Origin of the sequence: Asticcacaulis sp. (genome assembly GCA_024707255.1) — a bacterium.
Classification (GTDB): domain Bacteria; phylum Pseudomonadota; class Alphaproteobacteria; order Caulobacterales; family Caulobacteraceae; genus Asticcacaulis.
Genome location: JANQAC010000002.1, coordinates 94,243 through 110,732 on the forward strand (window position 1 = coordinate 94,243; position 16,490 = coordinate 110,732).

At 59.6% G+C, this 16,490-nt stretch carries 11 protein-coding genes and 1 pseudogene; 10 read left to right on the forward strand and 2 right to left on the reverse strand.

The window, feature by feature from the left end; genetic code table 11:
- Positions 1 to 28 precede the first annotated feature (28 nt).
- The 6 genes and pseudogenes from NVV72_11770 to NVV72_11795 all read left to right on the forward strand — a co-directional run bounded on the left by NVV72_11770 (position 29) and on the right by NVV72_11795 (position 8,272).
- Positions 29 to 808, forward strand: a complete 780-nt coding sequence (locus NVV72_11770) for a UTRA domain-containing protein (protein ID MCR6659971.1) — start codon at positions 29 to 31, stop codon at positions 806 to 808.
- 442 nt (positions 809 to 1,250) lie between these two features.
- Positions 1,251 to 4,042 (forward strand): annotated as a pseudogene (locus NVV72_11775) (TonB-dependent receptor).
- 67 nt (positions 4,043 to 4,109) lie between these two features.
- The gene (locus tag NVV72_11780; GenBank protein MCR6659972.1) at positions 4,110 to 4,748 is read left to right on the forward strand and encodes a sulfotransferase family protein; all 639 of its coding nucleotides are present in this window, start codon (positions 4,110 to 4,112) and stop codon (positions 4,746 to 4,748) included.
- Positions 4,745 to 5,377, forward strand: a complete 633-nt coding sequence (locus NVV72_11785; protein MCR6659973.1) for an aspartyl/asparaginyl beta-hydroxylase domain-containing protein — start codon at positions 4,745 to 4,747, stop codon at positions 5,375 to 5,377. The genes NVV72_11780 and NVV72_11785 overlap by 4 nt, the downstream gene beginning before the upstream one ends.
- Complete coding sequence (locus NVV72_11790; protein MCR6659974.1) at positions 5,374 to 7,302, forward strand: sulfotransferase; 1,929 nt, start codon at positions 5,374 to 5,376, stop codon at positions 7,300 to 7,302. The genes NVV72_11785 and NVV72_11790 overlap by 4 nt, the downstream gene beginning before the upstream one ends.
- Before the next feature lies 1 nt (position 7,303).
- Positions 7,304 to 8,272, forward strand: a complete 969-nt coding sequence (locus NVV72_11795; GenBank protein ID MCR6659975.1) for an aspartyl/asparaginyl beta-hydroxylase domain-containing protein — start codon at positions 7,304 to 7,306, stop codon at positions 8,270 to 8,272.
- 74 nt (positions 8,273 to 8,346) lie between these two features.
- Here the strand turns inward: NVV72_11795 and NVV72_11800 are convergent, their stop codons facing one another.
- Together NVV72_11800 and NVV72_11805 are read right to left on the reverse strand one after the other, a co-directional pair.
- The gene (locus tag NVV72_11800) at positions 8,347 to 9,522 is read right to left on the reverse strand and encodes an MFS transporter (GenBank protein MCR6659976.1); all 1,176 of its coding nucleotides are present in this window, start codon (positions 9,520 to 9,522) and stop codon (positions 8,347 to 8,349) included.
- Between the two features lie 245 nt (positions 9,523 to 9,767).
- A complete protein-coding gene (locus NVV72_11805; protein MCR6659977.1) occupies positions 9,768 to 11,408 on the reverse strand; it encodes a sodium/solute symporter in 1,641 nt (546 codons plus the stop codon).
- 545 nt (positions 11,409 to 11,953) lie between these two features.
- Here NVV72_11805 and NVV72_11810 point away from each other — a divergent pair.
- The 4 genes from NVV72_11810 (at position 11,954) to NVV72_11825 (ending at position 16,430) form a co-directional block, all read left to right on the forward strand.
- Positions 11,954 to 13,498, forward strand: a complete 1,545-nt coding sequence (locus NVV72_11810) for a glycosyl hydrolase (protein MCR6659978.1) — start codon at positions 11,954 to 11,956, stop codon at positions 13,496 to 13,498.
- Positions 13,499 to 13,562: 64 nt separating this feature from the next.
- Entirely contained in the window at positions 13,563 to 14,345 is a 783-nt protein-coding gene (locus NVV72_11815) for a FadR family transcriptional regulator (protein ID MCR6659979.1), read from the forward strand.
- 221 nt (positions 14,346 to 14,566) lie between these two features.
- Positions 14,567 to 15,859: a beta-galactosidase gene (locus NVV72_11820; protein ID MCR6659980.1), complete on the forward strand. Its 1,293-nt coding sequence runs from the start codon at positions 14,567 to 14,569 to the stop codon at positions 15,857 to 15,859.
- Positions 15,750 to 16,430, forward strand: coding sequence for a hypothetical protein (locus NVV72_11825; GenBank protein MCR6659981.1), 681 nt, complete (start codon positions 15,750 to 15,752; stop codon positions 16,428 to 16,430). The genes NVV72_11820 and NVV72_11825 overlap by 110 nt, the downstream gene beginning before the upstream one ends.
- Positions 16,431 to 16,490 lie beyond the last annotated feature (60 nt).

A 16,490-nucleotide genomic window follows, 5' to 3' on the forward strand; every position in this document is an offset into this window, starting at 1 on the left:
CCGCTACCTTGCCTGAAAGTTTGTCCGCATGACCACCAAACGCTCGCTCGCCCGGCCCGACTGGTGGATGGACATGGCCGAACCGGGAGCGGAAGCCGGCAACCTAAGGCATTATCTCGGTGTGCGGGACAGCATTGCCGCCCGTATCGAAAGTGGCGACCTAGCACAGGGCGCCTGCCTGCCGTCCGAGCGTCAGTTGCAGATCGGCACGGGGGCGGCGCGCGGCACGGTGCGCGCGGCCCTGATTCAGCTTGAAGCCGAAGGCCTGATCTACCGCAAGGATCGTTCGGGCTGGTATGTGGCGCCGCCGCCCGTGGTATATGATCCAACGCGCCTGGAAGGTTTTATGTCCTATGTCAGTGCGCAGGGGCGGGTGCCACTGACCGAGACCCTCTCAGCCCATGAAATATCCGCGCCGCCGGCTGTTGCCGAGATACTGTCGATTGCGCCCGATACGCCGATCTATGAAATCCGCCGTCGCCGCTACATTGATGGACGGGCCGTGCTGCTTGAACGCATCTATGTTCTGCCTGAGGTGGCGCCTGGCGTGATCCAGCACAATCTCGATCAGTCTTTGACCAGCTTGCTGCGGGACAATTACAATATCAGCCTGGAGCGCAACTGGGTGGAGATGCAGCCCTGCGCCCTGACCGGCGATGAGGCCAGCGCCCTGCGCATCAAGACGGGCCTGCCGGGCCTGCGGCTTCGGCGCATCTGCTATGACGCGCTCGGGCGTGTGGTGGAATACGATATCGAACACTGGCGTCATGACGCCCTGAAGGTCTGTGTCGATATTCGCGGCCGCTGACAGCGCATACACCCGGTCTTATATATGGATTTACCACCGGCCGGGCCGGCATGATCGACCGTAACTTGATAATGAACCACGAATATGTGACAATTTTATGTAAATATTTCTAAGTTTAAATAATATTTCTTTAGTCTAACGAAACTGGTTTACTCCAGATTTATTTTAATACATTCAGTAATGGCTTCATATTAACAATCATGGCTTGGTGAAAAACTTGCCTGATGAGCTTTCGACAGGTGTCGGAAGGCGCGACCTCCTGCGCCTTTCGTCCTGCCGAAGGGCTTCAATTCAGGCAGTGTCGTGACGAGGACGATCCCGTCGCGCCAATGCGAAACGAAGCATCGCATGCCAGGCTATTGGACACGATCGGAGACTTTCATGCCTTCCCCCCCTCTCGCTGCCGGCCAGGCACACCGTCAATTTCCGCCACCGCATTCTGATGAGCGCCGCCCTGGGCTCCCTTTGCGCCCTTATTCCTGCCCTGGCCGCCGCTCAGGACACAGCGGCTGCGACCACGTCCGCCGATGACACAACGGAGGTGGTCGTCACCGGTTTTCGCAAGTCGCTGGGCGCCGCACGAGATATAAAGAAGAAATCGGATATCCAGAAGGACGTGATTGTCGCCGAAGACATGGCGAAATTCCCGGAACTGAACCTGGCCGAATCCCTGCAGCGTCTGCCGGGCGTGCAGATCACTCGCGAAGCCGGCGAAGGCCGCCGCGTATCCTTGCGCGGCCTCGGGCCTGATTTCAGCCGCGTGCAGCTCAACGGCATGGAAGTGCTGGGCAATGTCGACTCCGCCCAGGACAGCCGTGGCCAGCGTACCCGCGATCGCGCTTTCGATTTCAACATTTTCGCCTCGGAACTGTTCTCGAAAGTGGAAGTCGAGAAGACCTACCAGGCAGCCCAGAACGAAGGCGGCATGGCCGGCACGGTCGGCCTGTTCACCGGCAAGCCGTTCGATTATGGCCCAGGCCCCAAGGCAGCGATTGTGGCCAAGCTGGGCACCAACCAGTATACCAAGGACACGCAACCGCGCGTCGCCGGTCTGTTCAGCTATAACTGGGACAACAAGTTCGGTGCCTTGATCTCGGTCGCCTATACCAAGCGCGAGACCACGGAGCAGGGCCACAATACCTATAATTACAGCCATCTGGGGGCGACAACCCTGGATGAGAATGGCAACCCTCAAGGTGATGCCTATAATCTGGTTGCCAAAGGTCTGGACATCTCCCATCTAAGCGCCGCGCAGCAGACCCGTTTCCTGGCGGGCGACCTCTATTTCGCCGATGGCAACCGCATTTCCTCCTGGGACGCCAAACTGGAGCGTCTGGGCGTGACGGCGGCCTTCCAGTGGAAGCCGACCGACAATATGGAGCTGACGCTTGACATGCTGCATGGCGAGGTCACGACCCATCGTGATGAACTGCACCTCGCCACGCGACCGCTGAACGGCTTCGGTTCTACCACGCTTGACGGTGCGAAGGGGGCGCCCTGGCCCGCGCAATTCCAGAATGGCTCGGTGCTGAACGATTTCAGGGTCGATAACAGCGGCTATGTCACCATGACCGATGTCAGCAATGTCACCTTCGGCAGCGAACACCGCCGCGAACTGAACGAAAACCGCTTCAATCAGGCAGCCCTGACCCTGAAGTGGGACGTTTCCGATCGCCTGTTGATTGACGGCCACATCGGTTACGAGAAGTCGACCTACGAAACGCCCTATGATGACAAGCTGTATATGCGCGCCAAGGGCAATCTGATCGCCGATTATGGGATCGACGGCAAATCGGCATCTTTCTCTTATCCGGGCTTTGATGCGACCGATCCTGCCAATTACGCGATGGATAACTTCTACTACCGCGCCTTCCACAATCAGTCGGAGCTGAAAGAAGGCGTGCTGAACGCGCGTTACAAGCTGAATGACGTCTGGACCCTGCGGGGCGGTGTGGCTTACCACAAGTTCACACAGGGCGGCGCAGACTATTTCTATGACGGCGGTGTTAACGGCACTACCGGGGAGATGCGTGGTGATTCCGTTGCCGACATCACCTCGGTATTCACCAATGAATTCGGTTCGTGGCTGATCGGCGACTATGATAAGGCGTTCAAGAAGTACGACGAATATCATCGCCTGGAAGCTAAGCCCGATGGTACGGGTGGGGTCATTCAGGACATCGAGAACGTCTATGAAACCTCGGAAGAAACCGTTTCCGGCTACGTGCAGACGGACTGGGACAGCGAGCTTATGGGCAAACGCTTCCGTGGTAATGTCGGCTTGCGCAGCTATGAAACCAAGACCCATAGCACCGGTTGGATTCAGGGCGACAGTTACGCCTATCTGGGGACGACGGACGTGAAAGGCAGCTATTCCGGTATCCTGCCGGCTCTGAATACGGTTCTGGAGCTGACGCCGGAGGTGCTTCTGCGCTTCTCTGCCACGCAAAACCTGAATCGTCCGGGACTGGGTTCGATGGCCGCCAAGGGCAGTGCCTTCAAGGACGAGGATAGCGGTAAGATCAGCGCGTCTCGCGGCAATCCCGACCTCAAGCCCTATAAGGACAACACCCTCGACCTGGCGGTGGAATATTATTTCGGCAAGGTGGGGTTGCTGTCGGCGGGCGTATTCCAGAAAGACATCACCAATTTCATCAGTTCGGCTGACTATACGGTCGAAGATGGCAATGCGCTCACCTTCGCGCAGGCAGGTATCCCGGCAGGTACGGTGCCGGGCGCAACGGCCGACACCCTCATTGATGAATTTTCGATGCCGATCAACGTATCCGGCACCAAGAAGATAACCGGTGTGGAACTGGCGGCGCAAAGCCAGTTATCCTTCCTGCCGGCACCGTTCGACAACTTCGGCGTGGTGGCAAACTACACCTATGTCGATACGCCGCCTGAGATCACCGGCATATCGCAGACCAGCTATAACGCCACGCTCTACTATGAAACCAAGACCTGGGGGCGCGCGCATCCATGAGCCACCGCAGCAAGTGGTTCAGCGGACGCAACCCCTCCGTGATGAGCGCCGACACGCGCGGCTTCCAGGACTCGACCTACATAGATGCCGCGGCCTTCTGGAACGTCAACACGAACCTGCAACTCACCCTGGATGCGGTTAATCTGACCAACCAGAAGGATACGCAGTTCTGGGGGCAGAACGAGTATCTCTACAATCAGAATCAGAGCGGCACGACCTACATGGTCGGGCTGAGCTATAAATTCTGATAATCTGACTTTAAAGATTGCGCGCTCCTGCCGGCTTTTCGGTAGGAGCGCTTTTCCCGTAAAAAACATGATCATTTCCCATCGTCACCGTTTCATCTTCACCGCCGTGCCCAAGACCGGCACCCATGCCGTGCGCCAGGCCCTGCGTGAACAGCTTGGTGACGAGGATGTCGAGCAGGTGGGGCTGTTCGTGGACAAGCGCTTCCCATGGCAAGAGCTGGCGGCGATCCAGCATGGCCATCTGTCCCTGCGGCAGGTGCGGCCATATCTTTGCGAAGACGCCTTCACGGGCTATTTCAAATTCGCCTTCGTGCGCAATCCCTTCGACCGCTTCGTCTCGTATTGCGCCTTCATGCTGCGCGGTGGTGACGATTTCCAGAAATGGCCGCGCGAGGCCATGCATCATTTTCTGTTCCGCGATCCTCCGGAAAGGCACATCCTGTTCCAGCCGCAGGGGTCACTACTGGTGGCTCAGGACGGCAGGACCTTATTGACGGATATGGTCGGTCGAGTGGAGGACATGCAGGGCTCGTACGACTCCATCTGCGCGCGGATCGGCATTCCGTCGCGCCCGCTGGACCGCGTCAACGGCACAAAGCGCGATGATTATCGCCGCTATTACGACCAGGCCCTGATTGACGGCGTGGCCGCGCGCTATGCCCAGGATATCGACCTGTTCGGCTACAGTTTCGAGGGCTTGCAATGACCGCCAAGCCCGCTGCCAATCCGCGCAAGACCACGGGCGTCCGCCCCCTCGGTCCCGTCGATATTTCCGCCCTGAAAGCGACCGTACTGGCCATTCCGGAAGATGTCTGGGAGGCGGAAAATGCCGGCAAGCCGAATCGGTTCGACGTTCTGGATACGACACGTCATATCGTCTTTCGTTTTATCGATGACACCCGTGACTGGCGCGGATCCCACGACCGACCGGCCTGGGCGCAGTGGCGCAACCTGTTGGAGCCAGTGCTTGCACAGGCCGTCAGTGACTATGGCTATGCGCGTGGCGTATTTCCGCGGGTAATGCTGGCCCGGATGCCGGTTGGTGGAATAATCCATCCGCATATCGACGCCGGTCCGGCGGCAAAGTGGCCGCACAAGATACACGTTCCCCTGACGACAAACCCCGGCGTGGTGTCCTTTTTCGGCGGCGCCGAACGCAGGTTACCGGCGGGCGAGGCGGTGGAGGTCGGCAATCTCGGCCCGCACTGGGTGCGCAATGATGGCGCTACCGACCGCATTCACCTGATCTTCGAATATTACGACGCCGACCAGCCGGAGCCGGATTGGCTGGAGCCATACCTGCTGTCCTGTTCTTCGGCGGGAGTGGCGCGATGACCATTACGGATATCGACGCCGATTTAAAAGACCGCGACGCCTTGTTGCAGAAGGCCCGGGATTTGCGCAGCCGCCAGCGTATTCCGGAGGCCCTGGCCGTCCTGGTGCGGCTGGAGGCGGCATATCCCCGCTTCAGTCGCCTCTACCAGGAGCGTGCCCATTGCCATATCGGGCTAGGCGATGCGCCTGCGGCCATGGCCGCGCTGCACGCGGCGGTAGGCCTGAATCCGACCCTGCCAGCGAGTTGGGACATGCTGGAACAGCTCAGCAGACGTGCAGGCGATACCGCCCAGGCGACCATGGCGGCACGACATCTCTGCACTCTGAAGCAGTTGCCCAGGGAAGTGGTGATGGCCAACAGCCTGCTGGCCGATGGCGACCTTGACCCGGCGGAACAGATCATCCGTGATTACCTGCGCCGGGAAGGTGGCAATGTCGGTGCACTGCGTCTTCTGGCGCGAATCCGCCAGGAAAGCGGCGCGACGGAAGAGGCCGAGGCCCTGCTGGAAGCGGTGCTCGCTAGTGCGCCGGATTATCATGAGGCGCGGCTGGATTACGCCATGGTGCTGTTGCAGCAACAGAAGCACCTGCCTGCGCGGCAACAAGCCGGGCACCTGCTCGCCTGCGATCCGGACAACCGCGATTATCTCAAGCAATATGCCGCCGCCTGCATCGGCCTCGGTGACTATGAACCTTTAATCGCCATCTATGAACGGCTGCTGGCCGGGGAGGGGCAATCCGCCGCCGAAATCGCCGATTTGCGGCTGTGGCGGGCGGCCGCGCTGAAGATCACCGGCAACCAGACGGAAGCCATCGCCGACTATCGCGCCGCGCTGGAGGCCCTGCCAGATCAGGGCGTCGCCTGGTTTGGGCTGGCCAATCTGAAAACCTGGCGCTTCAGCGACGACGACATCGTGCGCATGAGGGCGGCGGAATCCGCGTCGGGTCTTCAGGACATGGATCGTATCTATCTCTGCTTCGCCCTGGGCAAGGCGCTGGAGGATCGGGCCGAATATGAGGGATCGTGGGCATATTACACCAAGGGCAATGCGGTGCGTCGTGAAACTGCCCGCTATCGCCCGGAAGTGGCGGAGGCCGCTCTCGCCCGGCTTAAATCCGTCTTTACCGCCGATTTTTTTGCCGAACGATCCGGCTGGGGTCTGGCAGATCCGGCGCCCATCTTCGTCCTTGGGCTGCCGCGTTCGGGCTCTACCCTGATCGAACAGATCCCCGCCTCCCATTCGGAAGTCGAAGGCACGCAGGAACTGACCCTGATCGGACGCTATGCCGCCGAGCTGTGCGGCCAGGACCCGGAATGCGGCTTGCCGCTGGATGTCGAGGCCCTGCGGCGCCTGTCCCCGGACGCGGCGCGCGCGCTGGGCAAGCGTTTCCTCGCCGAGACCCGCACCTTCCGGCGATTGGGCAAGCCGTTCTTCATCGACAAGATGCCCAACAATTTCTGGCACATCGGCCTGATCCATCTGATCCTGCCGCGCGCCACCATCATCGATATCCGGCGCGAACCCATGGCCTGCGGTTTCAGCAACCTCAAGCAATTGTTCGGAACCATAAACCAGGAATTCTCCTACGATCCTGTCCATATGGGCCGCCACTATCGCGCCTATCTCGACCTGATGCGCCATTGGGACAAGGTGCTGCCGGGCCGGGTGTTACGCGTGCATTATGAGGATGTGGTTGGTGATATCGAAGGCAGCGTGCAGCGAATGCTGAGGCATTGCGGCCTGCCTTTCGAACCGGCTTGCCTGGCCTTCCACGAGACACGGCGCAGCGTGCGCACCCCCAGTTCCGAGCAGGTGCGCCGGCCAATCAACCGTGAGGGACTCGATCAATGGCAAAACTTCGCGCCGTGGCTCGATGATCTAAGCCATGCGCTGGGTGATGCTCTGGCGGATTACAGGCGCTGATATGAAGCTGTCGCAACCCTTCTTCCAGCTTCCAGTGCTTTTCGACGTGACGCGCCTGCAGGCCGAGGTCGCCGCCTTGCCAACCGAGGCCTGGGTCTCGCATCCCGACGGGGTGCCCGGAAACAGCGCGGCACGCCTGATCAGCGCCAAAGGAGCCGAGACGGATTCTGTTCACGGCCCGATGTTGCCTACGCCATGGCTGAAGGCGATGCCCTATGTACGTCAAGTCCTGGCCGGCTTCGGCGTGGTATGGAGCCGATCACGCCTGATGCGCCTGGCCCCAGGCGCGGGTGTGCCCGAGCACGCAGACACCAATTATCACTGGCACACGCGGGTGCGGGTGCATATTCCTGTTTTTACGAACGAAGCCGTACGTTTCCACTGTGATGGGCAAGCGGTGCATATGGCGGCCGGGGAAGCCTGGATATTCGACAACTGGCGCCGGCATCATGTAGAAAACGGATCCAGCGAGGCGCGCATTCATCTGGTTGCCGATACCACCGGAACAGCGGCTTTCTGGCAATTTGCGACCGGTCAAATACCGCCACGTAACCAGTGGCGCACACTGGCCTTTAATCCTTTGGCCAATTCGCAATTGCTGACCGAGACCAATCAGCGCGCGCCTGTCATGCCCGCCGCCGAGGTGCAGTGGCTGATCGACGACCTGCGCGCCGAGCTGATAGCCATAAATGGGAACGCCGATGCCGCGCGGTTTGGCCATTTGCTGGAGAGTTTCGTGCAAGACTGGCGTCAGCTCTGCGCCCTGCATGGCACGGATGGGCGGGGGCGGCCGGAATTTCTGCGACTGGCGGGGGCGGTACATGACGCGGCGAGGGCGCTCAGCCTGGGCCTCGTCATGCGCACCAACGGCGCCGGCGCGCTGCTGGTGCTGGAAAAACGGGTGCTGCAACATCTGCTTACCGATGATGCGACTAAGCCATTTTCAGAAGGGCATATTGATAATCGGTAGGGGTGCCCCGCCCACAACCAAATCCGTAAGGCAGAAATGTCAGGCGGCTTTTGTGCATCTGAAAGCCCGGTCCATCACGCAGCCTTCATGTCGTTTCGGGTCATGTAGAGCCATAAGGCTATGCCCAGGCCCAAGAGGCACAGGGCGGCCATGAAGCCATAGCCGCGGGCGCCGAAGGCTTCATATATGGTGCCGGAGAACACCATGCCAAATCCGGTCAGTGTGCCGCTGGCATAGGCCGAATTAATCGCCTGTCCGAGGCCCTCATAACCTTGAGGCACCAGCAGGAAGACCAGTTCGAGGCCGGCGAGATATATGGCGACGAAGGTGAAGCCATGCAGGGCCTGCATGGGCCACAGAAGCCAGATGTCGGACGTGACCGACATGAGGCCCCAGCGCAGAACGCCGGCGGCCGCGCCAAGCATGAGCAGCCGCCAGGGGCCGAGGCGGTGGCGAAACCGTCCACCCAGGCCCAGGAAGACAAGTTCGCTCACAACCGCGAAGGCCCACAGGTAGCCGCAAAGGGTGGGTGACAGGCCGTCCTTTTCCCATAGCAGCGTCGAAAAGGCATAATAGTAGCTGTGTGCCGCCTGCATGCAGCCTAACGCGATGATCAAAAGCACGAAGCGCTTGTTTTTCAGCAGAGTTGCCAGGCGCGTCAGGCTGGGAGTGTCCCGGCGCGGCAGCAATAACGGATCGATTCGCGCACTAGGCGGAAGCAGAAACCTCGCCGCCAGGCTTACCAGTAGCGCCGAGGCGACCATCCAGGCCAGGACCGCGTCCACCCCCACCATCTGGAGCAGATAGCCCAGGGAAATATTGGCGAATATGAACGCGGCCGATCCGCTGGCCCTCACCCAGGAAAAACTGAAGCCGCCGCTGCGTCCCAGTTGCATGGTCATGGCATCCAGCAGCGGTGTAATGCTGGCGATGGCGGTAAAGCCTATGCTGAACAGGCCGATGAACCAATAGAAGCGTTCGGTGACGGGAACCGAAATAATCCCCATCAGGGCGTAGGCCGCGGTGGCTGACAAGGCCAGACATAGAAGAGGAGTCCGATACTTGACGAACCGATCCGCCCATAATCCGGACAGGGGGCCAGTGATCGCACGGGCGATCAGGGGAACCGCCAGAATCCAGCCAATCTGCGTGGCTGACATCTCATTCTGTCGTAGCCAGGAAGGTAGGAATGGCAGGCTCGCCCCGGTGCCTGCGCACAGAAGTCCATAAAAAATGGCTTGCCTGAGCATGGTTCCGGCCTGGAGCGGAGACTGCGCCATACCGGTCGAACCGATCGCAGCCTTTATACCCGTATCCTGGGTTGTGCCCATTGAAATGTATATCCGCTCAACTGGATGTGGTCATTTTTAAGTATGATTTTATAAACTTAGAAAGACGCGATTTTATCCGAAAATTCAAGAAAATTGTTTTTAATCTCATATCCTAACATAAATTAATATGATTTAAGGGGCGTCATTGCCCGCCCGACTATCTGTCACCACAGAACGACATAGATGATCGTCAGCACGACCAGAACGCCGACACCGGCAATATTGAAGACCCGCGTGGTCCGAAAGTCTATACGGGTCAAATCTACAACCGCCTCTGAAGACGGCTCGCTCGTCATCAGCGAGACGCCGATACAGGTGAGTAATGAGATCCAGAATACCCAGCCGACCCGATTAAGAAACGGCATGTCGGGTATGTGTGCGATGATCCATGCGGGGAAGGCGCCGTCAATTTCCGGGTGCTGATGGAGGTGGGCGGCGCCGTAAAAGGCACATGACATGACAAAACCTGTGGCGATCGCCGAAAAGGCACCAGCGGTCGTGCAGCGTTTCCAGCACATGCCGAGCGCGAAGATCACCACTATGCCTGGCGCGAAAAATCCCGTCAGGCTCTGACCAAACTGGAATACCTGATCAAAATTGCCGAGCAAGGGTTTGGCGACCAGGATGGCAATCGCAAGAGCGCCGACCGAGGCGATCCGCCCGATGGACACCAGTGTCTGGTCGGAAAGAGCGGGGAGGGCCGGCTTGACGATATCCATGGTGAAGATGGTGGCGATCGAATTGATTTTTGAGGCCGAAGAGGCGACGATGGCGGCGGCGAGGGCCGCGAAGACAAGGCCCAGGCAGCCGGGTGGCAGCAGGGTCATCATGGTCGGATAAGCCTGATCGGAACGGGTGATATCAGGGGCCAGGACGAGGGCGGCCATGCCGGGCAGGACAACGATGACCGGCATCAGCAGTTTGAGATAGGCGGCGAAGGCGATGCCTTTTTGCGCTTCCGGCAGGGATTTTCCGGCCAGGGCGCGCTGGATGATGTACTGGTTGAACCCCCAGTAGGACAGGTTCATGATCCACATGCCGCCGACCAGGACGGCGATGCCCGGCAGATCCTTATAGTGCGGACTGGTTTTGGGCAGGATCATATGGAAGTGGTCGGGAAAGCGCGTCATCAGGACATGAAAGCCGTTGGCAATGCCGGGCAGTGACGCCCGGCCGCCGATCTGGCTCAGCGTGACCGCCAGAATGATCAGGCCGCCCAGGGTCAGGAGCGACACCTGGACCACATCGGTCAGGGCGACGGCTTTCAGACCGCCGGAAAACTGATAGGCCAGGGCAAAACACCCGAGCAGGATCAGGGCCAGCATCGGGTCCATGCCGGTGACCGTGGTGACCGCCGTTCCCCCCAGCCACAGGATGGCCGTGAGATTGATCAGTATGTATTGGCCCAGCCAGAATATGGCCATCAGGTAACGAACGCTGGGCCCGAAGCGCCGGGCGAGGAAGCCCGGCATGGTGAGACTGCCGGTGCTGAAGAACACGGGCAGCACGAACTTGCCGACCAGCAGCAGGGTGGCGGCCGACATCCATTCATAGGAGGCGACCGCCAGGCCGATGCGAAAACCCGAACCGGACATGCCGATGATCTGCTCGGCCGAGATGTTGGCGGCAATCAGGGAGGCGCCTATGGCCCACCAGGGCAACTGGTTGCCGGCAAAGAAGTAGCCCTTCGGGCTGGCCCGGACATTGGCGCTGCGATTTGAGACAAATTGCGCCAGGCTGAAAATGGCAAGCGCATAGATGAGGGTGATGGCGATATCGAGGGGAGATAGAAAATTTGAAGTCATCGCATCCCGCCTGTGCCGAACGGGTCTTTGATACGCTTCGGCGTGCCCGGACTCCGTTCGTAATTCATTGCCTGCGGCAGGTCCATATACACTTCTATCTTTTGGGCGGAGACAATGGTGGCGACGAAATGTTGCGACATTTAATCGCATTAATGTGCGTGGTAATCCGGATGTCAACAGGGCTCAGTTTCATGCCTTGCAAGGCTTTGGCGTTTGGATCCGAATTTTGTTGTTATGTGATCAATATGCAGGGGCGAGATGCGCCTTTTAATGATCGTACAATTTTGCTTGCGTTGAGAAATAAGTATGATTTAATTGCGGTGAACTTTAGGCTGGTTATGTGGTTGGTGCGCGTTTGGTGCCGGTTTCCGCCTAAGGTTCCGGAAAGGTTCGCTCTCCCTGGTCCCTTCTTAACTCGACAGCTGTCGCCTGGGTCATTACCGTGCATAGCCTTGCCTGACCGACCACCCCTTGTTGGCTAAGCGAGGCTGTACACGGCTTTTTTCCTCACTAAAGTATCCGACCGTGCCATGGAAGGAGGGCGTATGCCTCGCGGGATCAGGAGCGAAGTAAAGGGCTGGGCCTGTGGACTGGCCAGCCTGCTTGCTGCAATGGGACCTTGCGCGTCGCAAGCCGTTGCGGCCGCGCCTTCAGTAACCAGCCAGGTCGTGACGGTCAGAATCGCCCCGCGTTGGGCCGAACCCGGCAAGCCTTTCGAGGGATGGGGCACGGCCCTGGCCTGGTTTGCCAATGTGACGGGGAAACTGCCGCCGGCGCAGCGAGAGCATCTGGCGGATTTGCTCTATGGCGCCGATGGCCTGAAATTCAATATATCCCGTTATAATATTGGCGGCGGCAATGCGCCCGAAACGGAAACCTATCTGCGGCTGGGGGCTGATATCCCCGGCTTCTGGCGCCGGCCGGCCGGTGCTGACGGTATGGACTGGTGGCATCCCGACGAGCCGTCGCAGTGGGACTGGTCGGCGGATGCGGGGCAGCGCTGGTGGCTGGATGCCATCCGGACGCGGGTGCCGGTGCGGGAACAGATTTTTGAAGCGTTTTCCAACTCGCCGCCTTACTTTATGACGGTGAGTGGGCGGGTTTCGGGCAATGCCGGCGGCCTGGATGACAATCTGCGGCCCGGTTACGAAGATAAATTCGCGGATTATCTGGTCAGAGTGACTCTGGAGCTGGAAAAGCGGCACCATATCCATTTCCGCACCCTGTCGCCGGTCAACGAGCCGGGCACGCCTTACTGGTATGCCGCCAACACGCAGGAGGGCGCGCACTGGTCGCCGGCCCGGCAGTCGCTGATCTTGAAGGCGGTCCGCAAAGCCTTGCGCGCGCAGAAATCGGACACCCAGATTTCCGGCATTGACGAGACCAATGCGCAAACCTTTGTTCAGGACTGGGCAGGGCTGGACGATGCGGCCAGGGCCGCGATCGATCAGATCAATGCACACAGCTACGATACGACTGGCAAGACGGCAGTGCGCGATATCGCGCGGGTTACCGGTAAGCGCCTGTGGATGTCCGAGGTGGATCTGTCGCCGCCCAATGTGACGCAGGATTTCGGCGATATGCGTCCGGCTATTGCCTTGGGCGAGCAAATCGTCAGCGACATCAACCGTATGCAGCCAGTGGCATGGGTGCTGTGGCAGGCGGTTGAGCGCGAGACGATGGAATCGGGCGAGGGGGCGAACTGGGGGTCGAACTGGGGGCTGATCAAGATGGATTACGCCAATCCGACAGACCCGAAGATCAATATCACCTCGAAATACGGCGCCATGGCCAATTTCTCCCGCTATATCCGGCCGGGCGATCGCTTCCTGCCGGTGGATGATATGGATACGGTCGTGGCGGTCCGGCCGGATGGCCAGTCGTTCGTGGTCGTCCATGTCAATCCTGGGCTTTATGAGCGCCGCCTGAATATTGACTTTCCCGGTATGAAAACGGGTTATCGCGTCACCCGGATTGTAACGGACCAGACGCATCGGGCGGTAACGGCCGGCGAGGCCGAACCTCTTGGGCAGGGGCTGGTGGTGCCGCCATTATCGGTGACCACCTTTATTGTGACGGCGCGGTCGTGACTACCGCCTTGCGCCGGAAGGCGGCCTCGCTCATAAAGCAAAGGCATTGGGAGCGGTATGAGGCATGACTGAGAACGGAAATGGTCCCGACCTGCAGGGATTTGGCGATTCGACCTATGAGGAAGCGGTCTCCCATGGGCGGCTGCATGGTACCCTGGCGCATCGGCTGGCCGTCGATATCCTGAATGGTGTCTACAGGCCGGGTGATACATTGCCCTTCCAACTCGATTCCAGCGAGGCGCTGAATATTTCCCGCACGCCTTACCGCGAAGCCTTGAAAATTCTGGCCGCCAAGGGATTTGTCGATAGCCGGCCCAAGCGCGGTACGCGCGTACGCGAACGCACGAACTGGAATCTGCTCGATCCGGAAGTCATGGGCTGGATGTTCGAGACCACGCCGACGGAGGACTTTATCCACGGCCTGTTCGAGTTGCGCCTGATCAATGAGCCGGCCGCGGCGGAACTGGCTGCCGAACGCCGCACGGCGGAAGAGGTCGAGCGTATGCGTCACGCGCTGGAGGTGATGCGCGTGGAGACCCTGGCCACCGAGACCGGCCGGCTGGCGGATATCGATTTTCACAAGACTTTGCTGATCGCGACGCGCAACGAGGTTTTGATCTCTCTCAACAGTTCGATCGCGGCGGCCATTGCCTGGTCGACCCGTCTGAAATCGACGGACCCCAAGGATCTGCGCAGCAGTTGGCAGGATCATGCGCGCGTCTTTGAGGCCATCGAGGCAGGAGACGGCCGGGCGGCGCGCTGGTCGATGGAGACCCTGGTGCGCCTGGCGCTGGAAGACACCCGCCGGTCGCAAAAGCGGCGCGAGGTTGAAGGCGAAGCGCGATAATTCGGCAATAAATCACATTTTATAATTGCTGTATTCTTATTGTGTGATAATTCATAGGCGTGGCCGCTTATAGGATGGCCTGCTGCATACGAAAATTCTGTATTTTTTGGTTCGGCAGGCTGCATTTCTGAAAATTCCTTCCAAGTGGCGAATAAATTAATCGCACTAAATGTGAGCGTTGGGTGTGCCTGTGTTTGCGCAGCCTGACCCAGGAGGAACGAATGAGTCAGATAAAACAAACACGCCGGAATTTCCTGGCGTCGGTGGTCGGCGGCGGCGCGGTGATCGCCTTGTCCGGTGTGGCCGGCGCAAAGACCGCGTCGCGTTTTACTGTGACGAATGACCAGTTCGTGCTCGATGGCAGGCCGTTTCAGATCCTGGCGGGCGAAATGCACTATCCCCGCATTCCGCGCGAATACTGGCGCGATCGCCTGCGCAAGCTCAAATCCTTGGGGCTCAATACCCTGACCACCTATGTCTTCTGGAATGCCCACGAGACGTCACCAGGCGTCTTTGATTTCAGCGGCAATCTCGATGTTGCGGCCTATATCAGGCTGGCGCAGGAAGAAGGGCTGTGGGTGAACCTGCGGCCTGGCCCTTATGTCTGTGCCGAATGGGACAGTGGCGGCCTGCCGGCCTGGTTGTTCCCGGAAGAAACCGGCATCGCCCGCACCAGCGACCCCAAATTTGTCGGACCAATGAAGGCGTGGTTCAAGCGTCTGGGCCAGGAACTGGTGCCGCTGCTGATCGATAATGGCGGGCCGATCATTCTGACCCAGATCGAAAACGAATACGGCGCTTTCGGTACCGATCATGACTACATGCGCCAGGTCATGGAGGCCGAGCGTGATGCCGGGTTCACGGGCCTGCTTTACACGGCCGATCCATCACAGTTTGTCGCCAACGGGTCTTTGCCGGGTATCGTTGCCGGTATCAATTTCGGCACCAACTACAAGGCGGAAGAAGAGTTCGCAGCGCGTGCCAAGGTGCGCAGCGATGGGCCCTTCTTCAATTCGGAGCTCTGGGGTGGCTGGTATGACGCCTTCGGCGATCTGCACACGACCATGGAGATTCCGCCTCTCATTGACAGCCTGAAATGGATGCTCGACCGCAAGATGTCGATCAGTTTCTATATGCTGCACGGCGGCACGTCATTCGGTTGGTATGCGGGCGCCAACTGGGATTCCAAGGGCTACAGCGCCGATATCTCCAGCTATGATTACGACGCCATCCTGGACGAGGCCGGTCGGCCGACGCCCAAATATGCGGCGGTAAAGGCCCTGTTCCAGAACTATCTCCCGGCGGAAGCCTTTGCGCCCCCTGCCGCCTGCCGAGGCGCCGGTGACGGTGCCGCGTTTCCGCCTGACGGAAGCGGCGCCTCTGGAGGCGCTTCTAGACAAGCCGATGCGCCAGTCGTCACCGAAATCGCTGGATGCGCTGGGCCAGATGCACGGCCTGATGGTCTACCGTCACCGCGCGGAAAAGCCCTTGTCGGGCGTGCTGAAATTCGATGATGTGCGCGACTATGCCCTGGTGCGGGTAAATGGGATCACGGTGGCAACGCTCGATCGCCGCCTGAAAGAAACCTCCGTCGCAATCGATGTCGCCAAAGGGGCGGTGCTGGAAATCTGGGTCGATACCCACGGTCATTGCAATTACGGCAAGAACATCGGCCGCGACCAGAAGGGCCTGATCGGCCAGGCCATGCTGAATGGCGCGCCGCTTACCGGATGGGAGCAGGCGGGGGTCACGTTTGATGATATTTCAGGACTGACGTTTGCCGCGAAGCCTGTTGCCGGGCCGGCCTTCTATCGCGGCACTTTCACTGTAACGGCGGATGGCGCCGTGCCGGGCTTCACCTTCCTGGATATGCGCGGCTGGGGCAAAGGCTATGTGTTCGTCAACGGGCGTAATCTCGGCCGTTACTGGTCGGTCGGTCCGCAACGCGCCATGTTCGTACCGGGGCCCTGGCTGAAGCCGGGCGTCAATGAAGTGGTCGTGCTCGATCTGCATGAGGCGGGCGAGCGCACCCTGGCCGGCGGGCCAAATGAAATCTGGGATTTGCCGGGACTGGTGAAAGCGTAACGGCCTCCGGGTTTAATGCCGCATTTTTGGATACTGACTTCCATTGCGGCGACAGGAATT